The 14,960-nt window shown below is 70.0% G+C and carries 15 protein-coding genes; 12 read left to right on the top strand and 3 right to left on the bottom strand.

What is annotated here, in order from left to right:
* Position 1: 1 nt before the first annotated feature.
* The 7 genes from IE318_RS08965 to repSA all read left to right on the top strand — a co-directional run bounded on the left by IE318_RS08965 (position 2) and on the right by repSA (position 3,689).
* Positions 2-664 (top strand): DUF2637 domain-containing protein, encoded by a 663-nt coding sequence (locus tag IE318_RS08965; protein ID WP_189898370.1) that lies wholly within the window; start codon positions 2-4, stop codon positions 662-664.
* Positions 665-684: 20 nt separating this feature from the next.
* On the top strand, positions 685-870 hold the full coding sequence (locus IE318_RS08960; RefSeq protein WP_189898368.1) for a mobile element transfer protein: 186 nt from the start codon (positions 685-687) through the stop codon (positions 868-870).
* 16 nt (positions 871-886) lie between these two features.
* A complete protein-coding gene (locus tag IE318_RS08955) occupies positions 887-1,192 on the top strand; it encodes a SpdD protein (protein ID WP_189898366.1) in 306 nt (101 codons plus the stop codon).
* A 91-nt stretch (positions 1,193-1,283) separates the two neighbouring features.
* Positions 1,284-1,466, top strand: a complete 183-nt coding sequence (locus IE318_RS08950) for a hypothetical protein (protein WP_189898363.1) — start codon at positions 1,284-1,286, stop codon at positions 1,464-1,466.
* Positions 1,463-1,642 (top strand): hypothetical protein, encoded by a 180-nt coding sequence (locus IE318_RS08945; protein ID WP_189898668.1) that lies wholly within the window; start codon positions 1,463-1,465, stop codon positions 1,640-1,642. Before IE318_RS08950 ends, IE318_RS08945 begins: the two co-directional genes overlap by 4 nt.
* Positions 1,639-2,304 carry a class I SAM-dependent methyltransferase gene (locus IE318_RS08940; protein WP_189898361.1) on the top strand — a complete coding sequence of 222 codons (666 nt, stop codon included), beginning with the start codon at positions 1,639-1,641 and terminating at the stop codon, positions 2,302-2,304. Before IE318_RS08945 ends, IE318_RS08940 begins: the two co-directional genes overlap by 4 nt.
* Positions 2,301-3,689, top strand: a complete 1,389-nt coding sequence (gene repSA / locus IE318_RS08935; RefSeq protein ID WP_189898359.1) for a replication initiator protein RepSA — start codon at positions 2,301-2,303, stop codon at positions 3,687-3,689. The genes IE318_RS08940 and repSA overlap by 4 nt, the downstream gene beginning before the upstream one ends.
* 142 nt (positions 3,690-3,831) lie before the next feature.
* Here the strand turns inward: repSA and IE318_RS08930 are convergent, their stop codons facing one another.
* A complete protein-coding gene (locus IE318_RS08930) occupies positions 3,832-5,265 on the bottom strand; it encodes a recombinase family protein (protein ID WP_189898357.1) in 1,434 nt (477 codons plus the stop codon).
* Positions 5,266-5,492: 227 nt separating this feature from the next.
* Positions 5,493-6,497, bottom strand: a complete 1,005-nt coding sequence (locus tag IE318_RS08925; RefSeq protein WP_189898355.1) for a Yip1 family protein — start codon at positions 6,495-6,497, stop codon at positions 5,493-5,495.
* Between the two features lie 157 nt (positions 6,498-6,654).
* On the opposite strand from IE318_RS08925, the gene IE318_RS08920 reads away from it, so the two are divergent.
* Positions 6,655-6,984, top strand: coding sequence for an antibiotic biosynthesis monooxygenase family protein (locus tag IE318_RS08920; RefSeq protein ID WP_189898353.1), 330 nt, complete (start codon positions 6,655-6,657; stop codon positions 6,982-6,984).
* A 102-nt stretch (positions 6,985-7,086) separates the two neighbouring features.
* Here IE318_RS08920 and IE318_RS08915 read toward each other — a convergent pair whose 3' ends face one another.
* Positions 7,087-9,369, bottom strand: coding sequence for a (Fe-S)-binding protein (locus tag IE318_RS08915; protein ID WP_189898352.1), 2,283 nt, complete (start codon positions 9,367-9,369; stop codon positions 7,087-7,089).
* Between the two features lie 205 nt (positions 9,370-9,574).
* On the opposite strand from IE318_RS08915, the gene IE318_RS08910 reads away from it, so the two are divergent.
* The 4 genes from IE318_RS08910 to dnaJ all read left to right on the top strand — a co-directional run bounded on the left by IE318_RS08910 (position 9,575) and on the right by dnaJ (position 14,956).
* A complete protein-coding gene (locus tag IE318_RS08910) occupies positions 9,575-11,059 on the top strand; it encodes an MraY family glycosyltransferase (RefSeq protein WP_189898350.1) in 1,485 nt (494 codons plus the stop codon).
* A gap of 94 nt (positions 11,060-11,153) precedes the next feature.
* Positions 11,154-13,001 (top strand): molecular chaperone DnaK, encoded by a 1,848-nt coding sequence (gene dnaK, locus IE318_RS08905; protein ID WP_189898348.1) that lies wholly within the window; start codon positions 11,154-11,156, stop codon positions 12,999-13,001.
* The gene (gene grpE, locus IE318_RS08900) at positions 12,998-13,690 is read left to right on the top strand and encodes a nucleotide exchange factor GrpE (protein WP_030173879.1); all 693 of its coding nucleotides are present in this window, start codon (positions 12,998-13,000) and stop codon (positions 13,688-13,690) included. The genes dnaK and grpE overlap by 4 nt, the downstream gene beginning before the upstream one ends.
* Positions 13,691-13,783: 93 nt before the next feature.
* Positions 13,784-14,956 carry a molecular chaperone DnaJ gene (gene dnaJ, locus IE318_RS08895; protein ID WP_030173881.1) on the top strand — a complete coding sequence of 391 codons (1,173 nt, stop codon included), beginning with the start codon at positions 13,784-13,786 and terminating at the stop codon, positions 14,954-14,956.
* Positions 14,957-14,960 lie beyond the last annotated feature (4 nt).

Raw genomic sequence — 14,960 nt, 5'->3', positions numbered from 1 at the left:
CGTGAACCGTTCGATCCGCCCTGATGCCGTCCTCATCCAAGCCGTGATCGCCGGTGCCCTGTCCTTCGCGCACCTGCACGACCTGGCTGCGGCGGCAGGGCAGTCCGGATGGAAGGCGTGGGCCTACCCGGTCTCGGTCGACCTACTGTTGGTCGCTGCCTGGCGTCGACTGCGCGCCGGCCGAGACCGGTCCTCCTGGACCTGGTTCGCCATCGCCCTCGCGGCTTCACTCGGCGCCAACGTCGCCACGGCCGGAATGCTCGACCTGCACCACGTGCCCGCCTGGCTGCGCATCCTCGTCGCCGGCTGGCCCGCCCTCGCCTTCCTCGGCGGAACCCTCCTCGTCCACGCCCCCGCCCCGGCCACCACGGCCCTGGCCCCGGAGCCGGACGAACCGGCAGCGCCGGAAGTCGAGATGCACCGCACAGACACCCCCGAGCCTGCCCCGGCTCCGGTCCTGACGGCGGAACTCGCCCCGGCACCGGCCAAGCCGCCCGCCGGCACCCCGGCCGTTCCGTCGGCCCTGCTCGACCACGCCCGCTCGATCGTCGACGCACACCGGAAGACGACGGGCGAGCAGATCACCGCCGAAGCGCTGACCGCCCGGCTCGGCCTGCCTGCCCCGACCTGCCAAGCGATCGCCGCACAACTCCAACTCGCCTGATGCCGAAGGGAGGTTCGCCCGTGCGCCCGAACCGCTTCTACGACGTGATCCGCATTGGGCCGGTCAAGGTCGGCACCTACAACAACGGCCGTGGCCAGACCCGGCACACCGCCGCCTGCACCGCCCCCGGCTGCGGCTTCTCCACCGACCACCGCGACCGCTCGGCCGCCGAACTCTCCGCCCGCACCCACCGCTGCACCGCCTGACAGGAGGAAAGCTCTCATGCTCACGCCTAAGTACCCGCCCGCGGACACCGCCCCCACAGCCCCGGCCCCGGGGCCCACGACCAACACCGCCCCGGCCACCGTCCCGCCGGCTCGGGTTGCCCCGGCCCCGGTGTCGAATCGGCCCACGGTTCAGCTCACCCCGGGCAGCGCGCTCGCCCTGGCGGCCGGCGGCGGCGCCGTCGTCCTCGTCGTCGGCACGGTCCTGGTCTCCATGCTCCTGGCCGTCGCCATCACCGGCGTCTCGGTCGCCGTGGTTGCGGTCGTCCTGCGCCTGCTCATCAAGGACCTGCACAAGCGCTGAACGGCCCCGGGGCGGCTCTCTCGCCAAAGATCCGCCGCCCCGGCGCCTGCACCCCTTCCAGACCCATCGGACCCGAAAGGGAAGCCTCATCATGCCCCAGCACGCCCAGAACACGCGCGTCTGCCGTGACTGCGACGGCTTCGCCGCCGTCGCCATCACCGCCGGCACCCGCCACCCGGACGGCACTCGCGTAACCCTCATCGTTGCCTGCCCGACCTGCAAGGGCACCGGCCACACCGCCCCGGCCGCCGACCTCGCCCGGGCCGGGAGGTGACCGCAGTGGCCCTCCTCGACTGGCGCTCCGCCGACCACTTCGACCCGACCGGCGACAAGCCGTGCGTGATCTGCACCAAGCCCACCCCGCTCCGCTCCGACAGCGGCAAGCCCGTCCACAAGGTGTGCGCCGAGGAGTGGATCGACACCCACACCCCGAAGGAGGAGAACCGGTGAACACCGCGCTCCCCAACGGCCTGCGGGTACTGGATCTGTTCTGCTGCCAGGGCGGCGCCGCCATGGGCTACCACCTTGCCGGCTTCGACGTCACCGGCGTCGACCTCGCCCCGCAGCCCCGCTATCCCTTCCGGTTCATCCAGGCCGACGCCATCACCTTTGTACGCGAACACGGGGCAGAGTTCGACTTCATCCACGCCTCGCCGCCGTGCCAGCGCTACACCCTCGCCCAGCGCATCCAGCACCGCGACCACCCCGACCTGATCGCCCCCATCCGGTCCGCGCTGGAAGCCACCGGCCGGCCCTGGGTGATCGAGAACGTGGAAGAAGCTGCACCCGAACTCCGTGACCCGGTCACCCTGTGCGCTGCCGTCTTCGGGATGCGCACCTACCGGCATCGGCTGTTCGAGACCGGTGGCGGCTTCGCCTTCACCCCGCCCCGCCACCGCCCGCACAACGCGCCCCTGACCAAGATGGGCCGCCCCCGCGCCGCCGGGCACTTCGCCCACTACGTCGGCAACTTCTCCGGCGTCCAGGAGGCCCGCGACGACATGCGCGTGCCGTGGATGAACCGCGACGGCATCCGCGAGTGCATCCCGCCCGCCTACACCGAATGGATCGGCTCCCGCCTGTACGCCTCCCTGCTGGAGGTGGCTGCGTGACCGACACCGCCACCCTGGCGGGCCTGGACCCGGCCACTCTCGCCGACGTGTTGAGGCTGGCCGGGTCCGACGGCTTCGACCGCATCCAGGAACAGATCCGCCGCACCGGCGGCTGCACCGACCCGATCCGCCTGCAAGGCTCCACCATCACCCGCGACCGCGAGACCGGGCACGTCCTGCACTCCTACTCCACCGCCACTGAGCCCGGCGGCGTCCTGCGTGTGGCCTGCGGCAACCGCAGGGCCTCCCGCTGCCCATCCTGCGCCTGGACCTACGCCGGCGACACCTACCACCTCATCCGCGCGGGCCTCGTCGGTGACCCCGCCAAGGGCACCCCGGAGACGATCCGCGACCACCCGCGCGTGTTCGCTACCCTCACCGCGCCCTCGTTCGGCCCGGTCCACAACCGCCCCGGCAACCGGCCCTGCCGCTGCGGCACCCACCATCCCGAAGACGCCCCCGAGCTGGGCGCCCCGCTCGACCCGGACGCCTACGACTACGCGGGCGCGGTGCTGTGGAACAACCATGCCTCTGAACTGTGGCGCTACTTCACGATCTACCTCCGTCGCGAGATCGCCCGCCGCGCTGGGCTCACCCAGAAAGCCGCACGCGAACAGTCGCGCGTCTCCTTCGGCAAAGTCGCCGAGTACCAAAAGCGCGGAGCCGTCCACTTCCACGCCGTGATCCGCTTCGACGGCCCCGAGGGACCCGACAGCCCCCCGCCGGCCTGGGCCACCCTCGATCTCCTCGCCGACTCCATCCGGGCCGCTGCCGCCCGCGTCCAGGTCGACGTGCCTCCCGCGGGCGAGGAACCGGCCCGCACGCTGCGCTGGGGCGCCCAGCTCGACGTGCAGCCCATCGGCGCCTTCGGCCACGGCGAAGAGATCACCGAACAGGCCGTCGCCTCCTACGTGGCCAAGTACGCCACCAAAGCTGCCGAAACCACCGGCACCGTCGACCGCCGGATCGGCAACAAGGAAGCGCTGGCCCTGCTCGGCGTCCCCGAGCATCCGGCCCGTCTCATCGCCGCATGCCTCGACCTGCACGCGCTCTACCCGGACCGCAAGTTACGGGACTGGGCTCACATGCTCGGCTTCCGCGGCCACTTCTCCACCAAGTCCCGCCGCTACTCCACCACCCTCGGCGCCCTCCGCCAGGTCCGCGCCGACTACCGCGCCGCCCAGCAACGCGAAGCCCTCGGCCTGCCCGACCCGGACGACGAGGAAGCAACCACGCTCACCCTTGCCCACTGGGTCTACGCCGGCCACGGCCACACGCCCGGCGAATCCTGGCTCGCCGCCAACATCCGCCGGGACATCCAGCTCAACCGCGAAACCGCACGCGAGGAACTGGCAGGAGGTGCCCCCGATGAGCAAGGACGTTAAGCGGCCACCGTCCCGGAAGGACGCGGTGAAGCAGAAAATCATGACTACGGATGAGTGGATTCAGATGCATCTCCGCCGGGCTCCTGAGCGGGATGAGGAGTGGGTCCGCCGTGCGCTCGTGTTGCAGGGGCGGGCCTGACCATCAGCGCCAGACTGGTTCGATGAGACTGGGGTCGAACTTGCGTCGGCCTCGGCCGGCTGGATGGATGATCACAGCAGAGAGGCTGTGCAGCACGATCTCCTGTTGGCGCTCGACGGGCAGTGCCAAGAACTCGTCGACGGTCATGTTCCTGGCCTCGCCCTTGGCCTCTGCTTGTTTCTGCTCCTTGTAGAAGCGAGCCCGTTCCAACTTCAGCTCGTCGCGTTCCCGTTCCTTAGCGGGCAAGAGCTGCAAGAGCGTGGCCACCGTGATCTGCTTGGACCTCTCGGCCTCGACGAGCTGGGCGATGTCTTCGTTGACTTGCTCCAACTCGGCGTCTTTGGGCCAGCGTTGATCGAAAGGGACCTCTGTTACCGCCGCTCGGGCACGCTGCTCTTCAAGCACGAGTTGAGCAATCAGCTTGTCAACGGGATCGCCAACGCGTCCGACCTTGCCGCAACCGCCGTTCACCACGGAGCACTGATAGGTGAACCGTGCCGCCTTCGAGCCCGGTTGCCACTTCTGGTTGACCTGACCTCGAATCTTGGTCTTGCAGAGTCCGCAGCGGGCGATCCCTGAGAGTAGGTACTTCCGCGCGAGCATCTTTCCGGGGTGCTTCTGCTTCCGCTCGGCGATCGCCGCGCACACCGCTTCCCACTCATCAAGAGTGTTGATCGGCTCCCACTCGCCCCTGACGGGCTGGCCGTCCTCCCCGTAAAGGATCTCGCCGTGATACGTCCGGTACCCGACCAATCGCGGGTTCGTCAGGATGTGCTCGACGTGGTGGTGAGCCATTCGCTTGGTCCCCGCCCGAGGGTTACCCAAGCCCTGCTCCTGCCATCTCGTTCGGATGGTCCCGATGCGGACGCCGGCCAGGATCTCCCGCTGTGCCTCGCGGATGGCCTTTGCTGCTTCCGGGTCGACCTTTGTGCGGTCGTCCTTCTGCCACCCGTACGGCGCCGGCCCGCCGCTGTCCTTGCCCTGCTGGGCCAACTCCAGGTGCTTCCGCTGGATGCGGCGTGAGGCATCGTGCGACGACTTGTTGGCGAACGCGACCATGATGCGCGCCATCGTGCGGCCGTCCGGCGTTCCGATGTTGATGTCGTTCGTGACCGTGGCGAACTCCAGGCGTGGGCGTTCGTCGTAGATCTCGATGAGACGTTCGAGGTCCCGCGGCTGTCGCGCCAGCCGGTCAAGGTCGTACGCCACGATGCCGTCAATGAGGCCCGCGCGGAGATCCTTGAGCATCAGCTCGAACTCTTCGCGCACGACGTTGCGCTTGAAGGCGGATACGTCGTTGTCCTCGTAGACCTTCACGGCCTGCCAGGATCGGAGGTCCGCGAGACGTTCGCAGTCCTGCTGCTGCCGCGCGACACCGAGCGCTTCGCCTTCGTCGTCCCGCGAGATGCGGGTGTAGATCCCCACCCTGCGTGCCACGTTCGGGCCTCCCCTGCCTCCGGAGCAGGGGTCAGACTACTACCGTCATAGAGTCAAGTCAGCCTGGTCGGTCGAGCCGCCTGTCGTGAAGCGGGCGGGGCAGGTGCTCGACGCCTAGGGGTCCCCCGGGAGAAGAGCGCAACACGACTACGACAGGGAAAGGGCCCCGGCTTTCGTGCCGGGGCCCTTTCCCTGTTCGTATGTGCCGTCGGAGTCCGTGCGTGCCGTCAGAACGTGCCCAGCTTCACGATCGACAGCAGCGCGATCAGCTGGATCGCCGAGGCGCCGAGGGCCTTCGGCCAGGGGAGGTCGTGGGAGCGGCTGACCATGAGGGTCAGCAGGGCGCCGCCGGCCACCCAGGTGGCCCAGCCGAGCAGCTGGACGAAGCCCGCGTCACCGCCGAGGAACAGGGCGACGAGCAGGCGCGGCGCGTCCGTGAGGGACATGATCAGCATGGACAGGCCGACCGTGGGCTGCCAGGCGCCGTCGCCGCCGAGCTGGCGGGCCACGGTGTGGGTGACCACGCCCAGGATGAAGGCGCTGATCACCATGGCCACGGCCGTGACCAGGACGATCGGGACCGCGTTGGAGAGCGTGGCGTTGATCGCGTCCTGCCGGGCGCCGTCGAAACCGAAGACCGCCAGCAGGCCGTAGAGGAACGTCACGATGAGGGCGGGACCCCACATCGTGTAGTCGCGCATCTGGAGGAAGGTCTGCTGCGGGGACAGCACGATGCCCCGCAGGAGGTCCTTCCAGTGCAGGCGCGGGCCGATCGGGCCGGCCGGGGCCGAGCCCGCGCGGTAGGTCTCGCCCTGGTTGTAGGGGTCCTCGCCGATCGAGAACGCCTGCGTGTGCCCCGGGTTGTTGGCCGCGTACGGGTCGGGGCCGCCCTGCGGATGGGTGCCGCCGTCACCGAAGTACTCCGGCTCGCCGTGGCCGCCGTAGCCGCCGCCGTTCGCCTGGGGCCAGGGGCCCGCGCCCGGCCCGCCGCCTCCGTACTGCGGTTGCTGCTGCGGGTACGGCTGCGGCGCCGACGGGTAGCCGTACGACGGCGCCTGGCGGGGCGCCTGCCGTCCGTACGGGGGTTGTTGGGGGCGCGCTTGCGGGGCCCGGCCGTCCCGGCCGCCGCGTCCGATCCTGAATCCAGCCACGTCGTCGAACGTACCTGCTCCGGCACGGCCGCGTGCCGGGCCCGGGGGTCCGGGCCCGGCTTTGCGGCCGAGCTGTGACATCCCCTAAGGGGACCGCCGGACGGCTCTCCTACCTGAGTACCGGGGCGGTGTCGGGGTTCCGGTCGGGGAGGCGGGGACGGTGCCTTCGAGCGCTCGGCAGTGGGTGGCCGGGGGTGTCCCCGGGCCGCTCCGGCAGCGCAGCGGGCAGGATGGGCCCATGAGCGTAGTCAAGATCAACGTGCTGACCGTGCCCGCCGAGCAGCGGGAGACCCTCGAGAAGCGGTTCGCCTCGCGTGCGCACGCCGTCGAGAACTCCGACGGGTTCGAGTGGTTCGAACTGCTGCGTCCCGTCGAGGGCACCGACACCTACCTCGTCTACACCCGGTGGCGGGACGAGGAGTCGTTCCAGGCCTGGATGGAGGGGCCGATGAAGGCCGCTCATCAGGGAGGTGCGGGTGAGGGCCAGGAGCGGCCCAGGCCCGCCGCCTCCGGCTCCACCCTGTGGTCCTTCGAGGTGGTGCAGCAAGCCGCGCCCAAGGGCGCGTAGGCCCCGCCGGGCGACAAACGGCGACGCCCCCATGTCCGTACGCGTACGACGGGCATGGGGGCGTCGGTCGTCGACCCAGCGGGCCGACTGCCTCACCGGCTCCTACTTCACCGGCTCCGGTTCCGGAGCGTTCTCGCTCTCCGCGTCGCCGGCCGGGTCGACCGGGGTCTTGACGGAGTCGAGCAGGAGCTGGGCGACGTCGACGACCTGGATGGACTCCTTCGCCGCTCCCTCGTTCTTCTTGCCGTTGACCGAGTCGGTCAGCATCACCAGGCAGAACGGGCAGGCGGTGGAGACGATGTCCGGGTTCAGCGACAGGGCCTCGTCGACGCGCTCGTTGTTGATGCGCTTGCCGATGCGCTCCTCCATCCACATCCGCGCGCCGCCCGCGCCGCAGCAGAAGCCCCGCTCCTTGTGGCGGTGCATCTCCTCGTTGCGCAGGCCCGGGACCTTGCCGATGATCTCGCGCGGGGGCGTGTAGATCTTGTTGTGGCGGCCCAGGTAGCACGGGTCGTGGTAGGTGATGATGCCCTCGACCGGCGTGACCGGGATCAGCTTGCCCTCGTCGACCAGGTGCTGGAGCAGCTGGGTGTGGTGGATGACCTCGTAGTCGCCGCCGAGCTGCGGGTACTCGTTGCCGAGGGTGTTCAGGCAGTGCGGGCAGGTGGCGACGATCTTCTTCGCCGACCTGGGCTTGGCCGACTCGGGCACGACCTTGCCGTCCTCGTCCATCTCCTCGCCGAAGGCGGCGTTGAGGGACATGACGTTCTCCATGCCGAGCTCCTGGAACAGGGGCTCGTTGCCCAGGCGGCGCGCGGAGTCACCGGTGCACTTCTCGTCGCCGCCCATGATCGCGAACTTCACGCCCGCGATGTGCAGCAGCTCCGCGAAGGCCTTGGTGGTCTTCTTGGCGCGGTCCTCCAGGGCGCCGGCGCAGCCGACCCAGTACAGGTACTCGACCTCGGTCAGGTCCTCGATGTCCTTGCCGACGACCGGGACCTCGAAGTCGACCTCCTTGGTCCACTCCAGGCGCTGCTTCTTGGCCAGGCCCCAGGGGTTGCCCTTCTTCTCCAGGTTCTTGAGCATCGTGCCCGCCTCGGACGGGAACGCGGACTCGATCATGACCTGGTAGCGGCGCATGTCGACGATGTGGTCGACGTGCTCGATGTCCACCGGGCACTGCTCCACGCAGGCGCCGCAGGTGGTGCAGGACCACAGCACGTCCGGGTCGATGACGCCGTTCTCCTCGGCGGTGCCGATCAGCGGGCGCTCGGCCTCGGCGAGTGCGGACGCGGGCACGCCCGCCAGCTGCTCCTCGCTCGCCTTCTCCTCGCCCTCCATCGTCTTGCCGCCGCCGGCCAGCAGGTACGGGGCCTTGGCGTGGGCGTGGTCCCGCAGCGACATGATCAGCAGCTTCGGGGAGAGCGGCTTGCCGGTGTTCCAGGCCGGGCACTGCGACTGGCAGCGGCCGCACTCGGTGCAGGTGGAGAAGTCCAGCAGGCCCTTCCAGGAGAACTGCTCGACCTGGGAGACGCCGAAGACGTCGTCGTCGCCGGGGTCGGTGAAGTCGATCGCCTTGCCGCCCGACGTCATCGGGAGCAGCGCGCCGAGGGAGGTCTCGCCGGTGGCGTTGCGCTTGAAGTAGATGTTCGGGAACGCCAGGAAGCGGTGCCAGGCCACACCCATGTCGGTCTTCAGGCCGACCACGATCATCCAGATGAAGGAGGTCGCGATCTTCAGGCCGGCGAAGAAGTAGGTGAGGTTCTGGAGCGTGGAGACGTCCATGCCCTTCAGCCACGACACGACCGGGTAGGAGATGAAGAACGAGGCCTCGTAGGAGTCCACGTGGTGCTGGGCGCCTTCGAGGGCGTGCAGCATGAAGATGCAGACGCCGACGATCAGGATGACGGCCTCGACGAAGTACGCCTGGCCGAAGTTGGAGCCCGCGAAGCGGGACTTGCGCCCCGGCGTGCGCGGGTGGCTCAGCTGGCGGATCGCGATCAGGACGAGGATGCCGACGACCGTCATGGTGCCGATGAACTCGACATAGACGTTGTACGGCGCCCACTCGCCGATGACCGGCAGGATCCAGTCCGCCTTGAACAGCTGCCCGATCGCGTTGACGATCGTCAGCAGCAGGGTGAAGAAGCCCACCGCCACGAACCAGTGCGCCACTCCGACGACGCCCCAGCGGTTCATCCGGGTGTGGCCGAGGAACTCCCTGACCACGGTGATGGTGCGCTGTGTGGGATCGTTGGTCCGCGTTCCGGCCGGTACCGACTGACCCAGCCGCATGAAGTTGTAGATCTGCAGGAGGGCGCGGCCGAACAGTGCCACGCCGACCACGATCAGGACCAGCGACACGATGATCGCGGCGAGTTGCATTGGGGCTCCTGTGAGGCGGCCTCGAAATTACTAAGCGGTAACTTATGCAGTCCGTTTGAGACTACCCCCATCCTCCGTCGCAATGTAGCCGCACGCGGGGTGATCTGGGTCGCTGAGGGTTGCCTGAGAGGCTCCTGTTGATCCAATTCTGTCCTGATCGTGTTATTCACACCCAATCGATCGATATACCCCTAATTTAAGAGCCGTGCTCTACGGGATCGCGACCGCCACCTCCGCTCTCTTCCTCGCCGCCGTGCTCTCGGCCCTGCTCCGGGTGCCCGCGCTGCGCCTGGGGATGGTCGACCGGCGCAGGGTGCGGCCGGTGCCGCTGCTCGGCGGGGTGGCCGTGGTGGGCAGCACCTGCCTGGTCGCGGCGGCGGGCGGCTGGACGGGTGCGGCGCCACTGAGCCACGAGGTGGGAAGGCTGCTGGCGGCGGGCGCCGGGGTGGCCGTCCTCGGGCTGGTCGCGGACGTCTGGCGGCTGAAGGCGCGGTTCCTGCTCGTCGGTACGGCCGTCGCGGCGGCCTTCGTGGTGCCGTACGACGAGACCGGGCTGCCGGCGGGTCTCGCCGCGGTGGCCTGGATCGCCTGTGTGGCCGCCGCCTTCCGGGGGCTCGACCACGCCGACGGCCTCGCGGGCACGGTGGGCGTGCTCACCGCGTTCGGCGCGGGCGTGTGCGCGGCGGCAGAGATGATGGACGACCTCGCGGTGCTGCTGAGCGTGCTGGCCGCCGCCCTCACCGGCTTCCTGATGCACAACTGGCATCCGGCGCGGATCGCCTTCGGCGCGTGCGGCTCCCTGTTCACCGGGTTCGTGCTGGCCGCCGCGGCGGTGCTGGTCCGCACCGGGTACGACGCCGGGTCCACCGCGGCCGTGCTGTTCGCGCTCACCGCCATGGCGACCGCCGACGCCGTCCTCGTCGTCCTCTCCCGTCGGCTGGCGGGACGCCCCGCGCACCGCCGCGGCCCCGACCACCTCGCCCACCGGTTGCGCCGGCTGGGGCTCACTCCGCCGGGCGCGACCGTCGTGCTCGGCGCCGGGACGTTCGCCGCGGTCCTGGTCGGCGTCCTGATCCACACGGGCTGGCTGGCACCGGTGGGCGGGCTGTGGCTGGCGGGCGCTGTCCTGGCGGCCGTTCTCGGCCTGTTGTGCGTACGGGTGTACGGCCCGCGCCGCCCCACCGAACTCCATGCCACGGCCACCAGGTCCGGCACGACCGGGACGTACGCCACGGCCACCCGGTCGCGCGCGGGGGCCGAGGGCCGTGGCACCGGCACGCGGTCACGCCCGGCGGCCGACGGCTACGGCACGGCCGCCCGGTCGCGTACGGTCGAGGAGTACGGCGGATACGGCACGGCCACCCGGTCCCGCCCGCGCCCCGCCGATCCGTACGGCACCGGAGCCCGGGCCGCCGCCGATCCGGGAACGGTGCGCACCCCCGCGGTCGTATCCCCTTCCGAAGGGCTGCGCACCCCCGGCGCACTCCGGGCGCTCCACGCCCCCACGCCCCCTCCCGCGCCCCACGCGCTCGGAGCTCCGCACAGCACGCATATGACGCAGAACCGGCGGGAGTACGCCTCGCAGATCTTCACTCCCAGCCCCGCTCGTCAACCTGAATATCCCGCCCCGCCGCTCCGGGGGTCCGCTTTTTCGCAGGTCAGAGAGTCCTTGCGTGTAAGGGATGGATAAGAGTTGAGTGGAGCCGACTCAGGTCTGTTGACCCGGATGCATGGGTCGTGCACACTTGAGTCCGTTCCACTCAAGTCAGCTGGAGGAATTCACCATGGCACGTGCGGTCGGCATCGACCTGGGCACGACTAACTCCGTCGTCAGCGTTCTGGAGGGCGGCGAGCCCACCGTCATCACCAACGCCGAGGGCGCCAGGACCACGCCGTCCGTCGTCGCCTTCGCCAAGAACGGCGAGGTGCTGGTCGGCGAGGTGGCCAAGCGTCAGGCCGTCACCAACGTCGACAGGACCATCCGGTCGGTCAAGCGCCACATGGGCACCGACTGGAAGATCAACCTCGACGGCAAGGACTTCAACCCGCAGCAGATCAGCGCGTTCGTGCTGCAGAAGCTGAAGCGGGACGCCGAGGCCTACCTGGGCGAGAAGGTGACCGACGCGGTCATCACCGTCCCGGCGTACTTCAACGACGCCGAGCGTCAGGCCACCAAGGAGGCCGGTGAGATCGCCGGTCTGAACGTGCTGCGCATCGTCAACGAGCCGACCGCCGCCGCCCTGGCGTACGGCCTCGACAAGGACGACCAGACCATCCTGGTCTTCGACCTCGGTGGCGGCACCTTCGACGTCTCGCTGCTGGAGATCGGCGACGGCGTCGTCGAGGTGAAGGCCACCAACGGTGACAACCACCTCGGTGGTGACGACTGGGACCAGCGCGTCGTCGACTACCTGGTCAAGCAGTTCCAGTCCGGCCACGGCGTGGACCTGTCCAAGGACAAGATGGCCCTCCAGCGTCTGCGTGAGGCGGCGGAGAAGGCCAAGATCGAGCTGTCCTCGTCCACCGAGACCTCGATCAACCTGCCCTACATCACCGCGTCCGCCGAGGGCCCGCTGCACCTGGACGAGAAGCTCACCCGCGCCCAGTTCCAGCAGCTGACCGCGGACCTTCTGGAGCGCTGCAAGACGCCGTTCCACAACGTCATCAAGGACGCCGGCATCTCCATCAACGAGATCGACCACGTCGTCCTCGTCGGTGGCTCCACCCGTATGCCCGCCGTGGCCGAGCTCGTCAAGGAGCTGACCGGCGGCAAGGAGGCCAACAAGGGCGTGAACCCGGACGAGGTCGTCGCCATCGGCGCCTCGCTCCAGGCCGGTGTCCTCAAGGGCGAGGTCAAGGACGTCCTGCTGCTCGACGTCACCCCGCTGTCCCTCGGCATCGAGACCAAGGGCGGCATCATGACCAAGCTGATCGAGCGCAACACCACGATCCCGACCAAGCGCTCGGAGATCTTCACCACGGCCGAGGACAACCAGCCGTCGGTGCAGATCCAGGTCTACCAGGGCGAGCGCGAGATCGCGGCGTACAACAAGAAGCTCGGCATGTTCGAGCTGACCGGTCTGCCGCCGGCCCCGCGCGGTGTCCCGCAGATCGAGGTCTCCTTCGACATCGACGCCAACGGCATCATGCACGTGACCGCCAAGGACCTGGGCACGGGCAAGGAGCAGAAGATGACCGTCACCGGCGGCTCCTCGCTGCCGAAGGACGAGGTCGACCGCATGCGCGAGGAGGCCGAGCGCTACGCGGAGGAGGACCACAAGCGCCGCGAGGCCGCCGAGACCCGCAACCAGGGCGAGCAGCTCGTCTACCAGACCGAGAAGTTCCTCAAGGACAACGAGGACAAGGTCCCGGGCGAGATCAAGACCGAGGTGGAGTCCGCCGTCAGCGAGCTCAAGGAGAAGCTGAAGGGCGAGGACACCGCCGAGATCCGCACCGCCACCGAGAAGGTCGCCGCCGTCTCCCAGAAGCTCGGCCAGGCGATGTACGCCGACGCCCAGGCCGCGCAGGCCGCGGGCGGTGCCGGTGACGCCGGTGCCGGCCAGGCGAAGGCCGACGACGACGTGGTGGACGCCGAGATCGTCGACGACGAGCGCAAGGACGGTGCCGCGTGACGGAGGAGACCCCGGGCTTCGACGAGCAGCAGCCCGACGTCCCCTCCGGCGCCACCTCCGACGACGCCGAGCCGAAGGCCGCCTCCTCCGCCAAGGAGGAGGGGGCGGCCCCGGCCGGGGACGCCGCTCAGTCGGCCGGTCTGACGGCCCAGCTGGACCAGGTGCGTACGGCGCTCGGCGAGCGCACGGCGGACCTCCAGCGGCTGCAGGCCGAGTACCAGAACTACCGCCGCCGGGTCGAGCGCGACCGGGTCGCGGTCAGGGAGATCGCCATCGCGAACCTCCTGACCGAGCTCCTGCCCGTGCTCGACGACATCGGGCGCGCACGGGAACACGGCGAACTGGTGGGCGGTTTCAAGTCCGTCGCCGAGTCGCTCGAGACCGTGGCGGCCAAGATGGGACTGCAGCAGTTCGGCAAGGAGGGCGAGCCCTTCGACCCGACGGTCCACGAGGCGCTGATGCACTCCTACGCGCCGGACGTCACCGAGACGACGTGCGTGGCGATCCTGCAGCCCGGGTACCGGATCGGCGAGCGCACCATCCGCCCCGCGCGGGTGGCGGTGGCCGAGCCCCAGCCGGGCGCCCAGACGGTCAAGCCGGCCGAGGAGTCCGGCAAGGCCAAGGGCGACGCGCAGGGTGAGGCCGGCGACGCCGGTGAGGGCAAGGACAGTGGCCCTGAGGAGGGCTGACGGCGAAGGCGCCATAGGCACCATGGCACCCGCGGGTGCCATGGCCGCCGGGGGCGTCGTGAGTGACGACGCAGGAGAGGAGGGACGTCGGGGATGAGCACCAAGGACTTCATCGAGAAGGACTACTACAAGGTCCTCGGCGTCCCCAAGGACGCCACCGAGGCCGAGATCAAGAAGGCGTACCGGAAGCTCGCCCGCGAGTTCCACCCGGACGCCAACAAGGGCAACGCCAAGGCCGAGGAGCGCTTCAAGGAGATCTCCGAGGCGAACGACGTGCTCGGCGACCCCAAGAAGCGCAAGGAGTACGACGAGGCCCGCACCCTGTTCGGCAACGGCGGCTTCCGCCCCGGGCCGGGGGCGGGCGGCGGCTCCTTCAACTTCGACCTGGGCGACCTCTTCGGAGGCGGCACCCAGAGCGGGGGCGGCTTCGGCGGCGGGATCGGTGACGTCTTCGGGGGCCTGTTCAACCGGGGCGGCGCCGGCGCCGGCACGCGTACCCAGCCGCGGCGCGGCCAGGACGTCGAGTCCGAGGTCACGCTGAGCTTCACGGAGGCCATCGAGGGCGCCACGGTGCCGCTGCGGATGTCCAGCCAGCAGCCGTGCAAGGCCTGTTCGGGCACCGGCGACAAGAACGGCACGCCGCGGGTGTGCCCGACCTGCGTCGGCACCGGCCAGGTGGCGCGCGGCTCGGGCGGCGGCTTCTCGCTGACCGACCCGTGCCCGGACTGCAAGGGCCGCGGGCTGATCGCGGAGAACCCGTGCGAGGTCTGCAACGGCTCGGGGCGTGCCAAGTCGTCCCGGACGATGCAGGTCCGCATCCCGGCGGGGGTGAACGACGGGCAGCGCATCCGGCTGCGCGGCAAGGGCGCCCCGGGCGAGCGCGGCGGACCGGCGGGCGACCTGTACGTGGTGGTGCACGTCGGCGAGCACCCGGTCTTCGGGCGCCGGGGCGACAACCTCACGGTCACCGTGCCGGTCACGTACCCGGAGGCCGCGCTCGGCGGCGAGGTCCGGGTGCCCACGCTGGGCGGACCGCCGGTGACGCTGAAGCTGCCTCCGGGCACGCCGAACGGCCGTACGATGCGGGCCCGTGGCAAGGGCGCGGTCCGCAAGGACGGCAGCCGCGGGGACCTGCTGGTCACCGTGGAGGTGCGTGTCCCCAAGGACCTGTCGGGGAAGGCTCGTGACGCGCTGGAGGCGTATCGCGAGGCGACCGCGGGCGAGGATCCGCGGGCGGAGCTGTTCGAGGCCGCGAAGGGAGCATGAGGGA

Origin of the sequence: Streptomyces spiralis, assembly GCF_014654675.1 — a bacterium.
Classification (GTDB): domain Bacteria; phylum Actinomycetota; class Actinomycetes; order Streptomycetales; family Streptomycetaceae; genus Streptomyces; species Streptomyces spiralis.
This window is presented reverse-complemented; position numbering and strand designations above follow the sequence as displayed.

Coding starts and splice junctions, on each gene's coding strand:
- IE318_RS08955 (WP_189898366.1), top strand. CDS start 887: ATGCTCACGCCTAAGTACCCGCCCGCGGACACCGCCCCCACAGCCCCG.
- IE318_RS08950 (WP_189898363.1), top strand. CDS start 1,284: ATGCCCCAGCACGCCCAGAACACGCGCGTCTGCCGTGACTGCGACGGC.
- IE318_RS08925 (WP_189898355.1), bottom strand. CDS start 6,497: ATGTCACAGCTCGGCCGCAAAGCCGGGCCCGGACCCCCGGGCCCGGCA.
- IE318_RS08920 (WP_189898353.1), top strand. CDS start 6,655: ATGAGCGTAGTCAAGATCAACGTGCTGACCGTGCCCGCCGAGCAGCGG.
- IE318_RS08915 (WP_189898352.1), bottom strand. CDS start 9,369: ATGCAACTCGCCGCGATCATCGTGTCGCTGGTCCTGATCGTGGTCGGC.
- dnaK (WP_189898348.1), top strand. CDS start 11,154: ATGGCACGTGCGGTCGGCATCGACCTGGGCACGACTAACTCCGTCGTC.
- dnaJ (WP_030173881.1), top strand. CDS start 13,784: ATGAGCACCAAGGACTTCATCGAGAAGGACTACTACAAGGTCCTCGGC.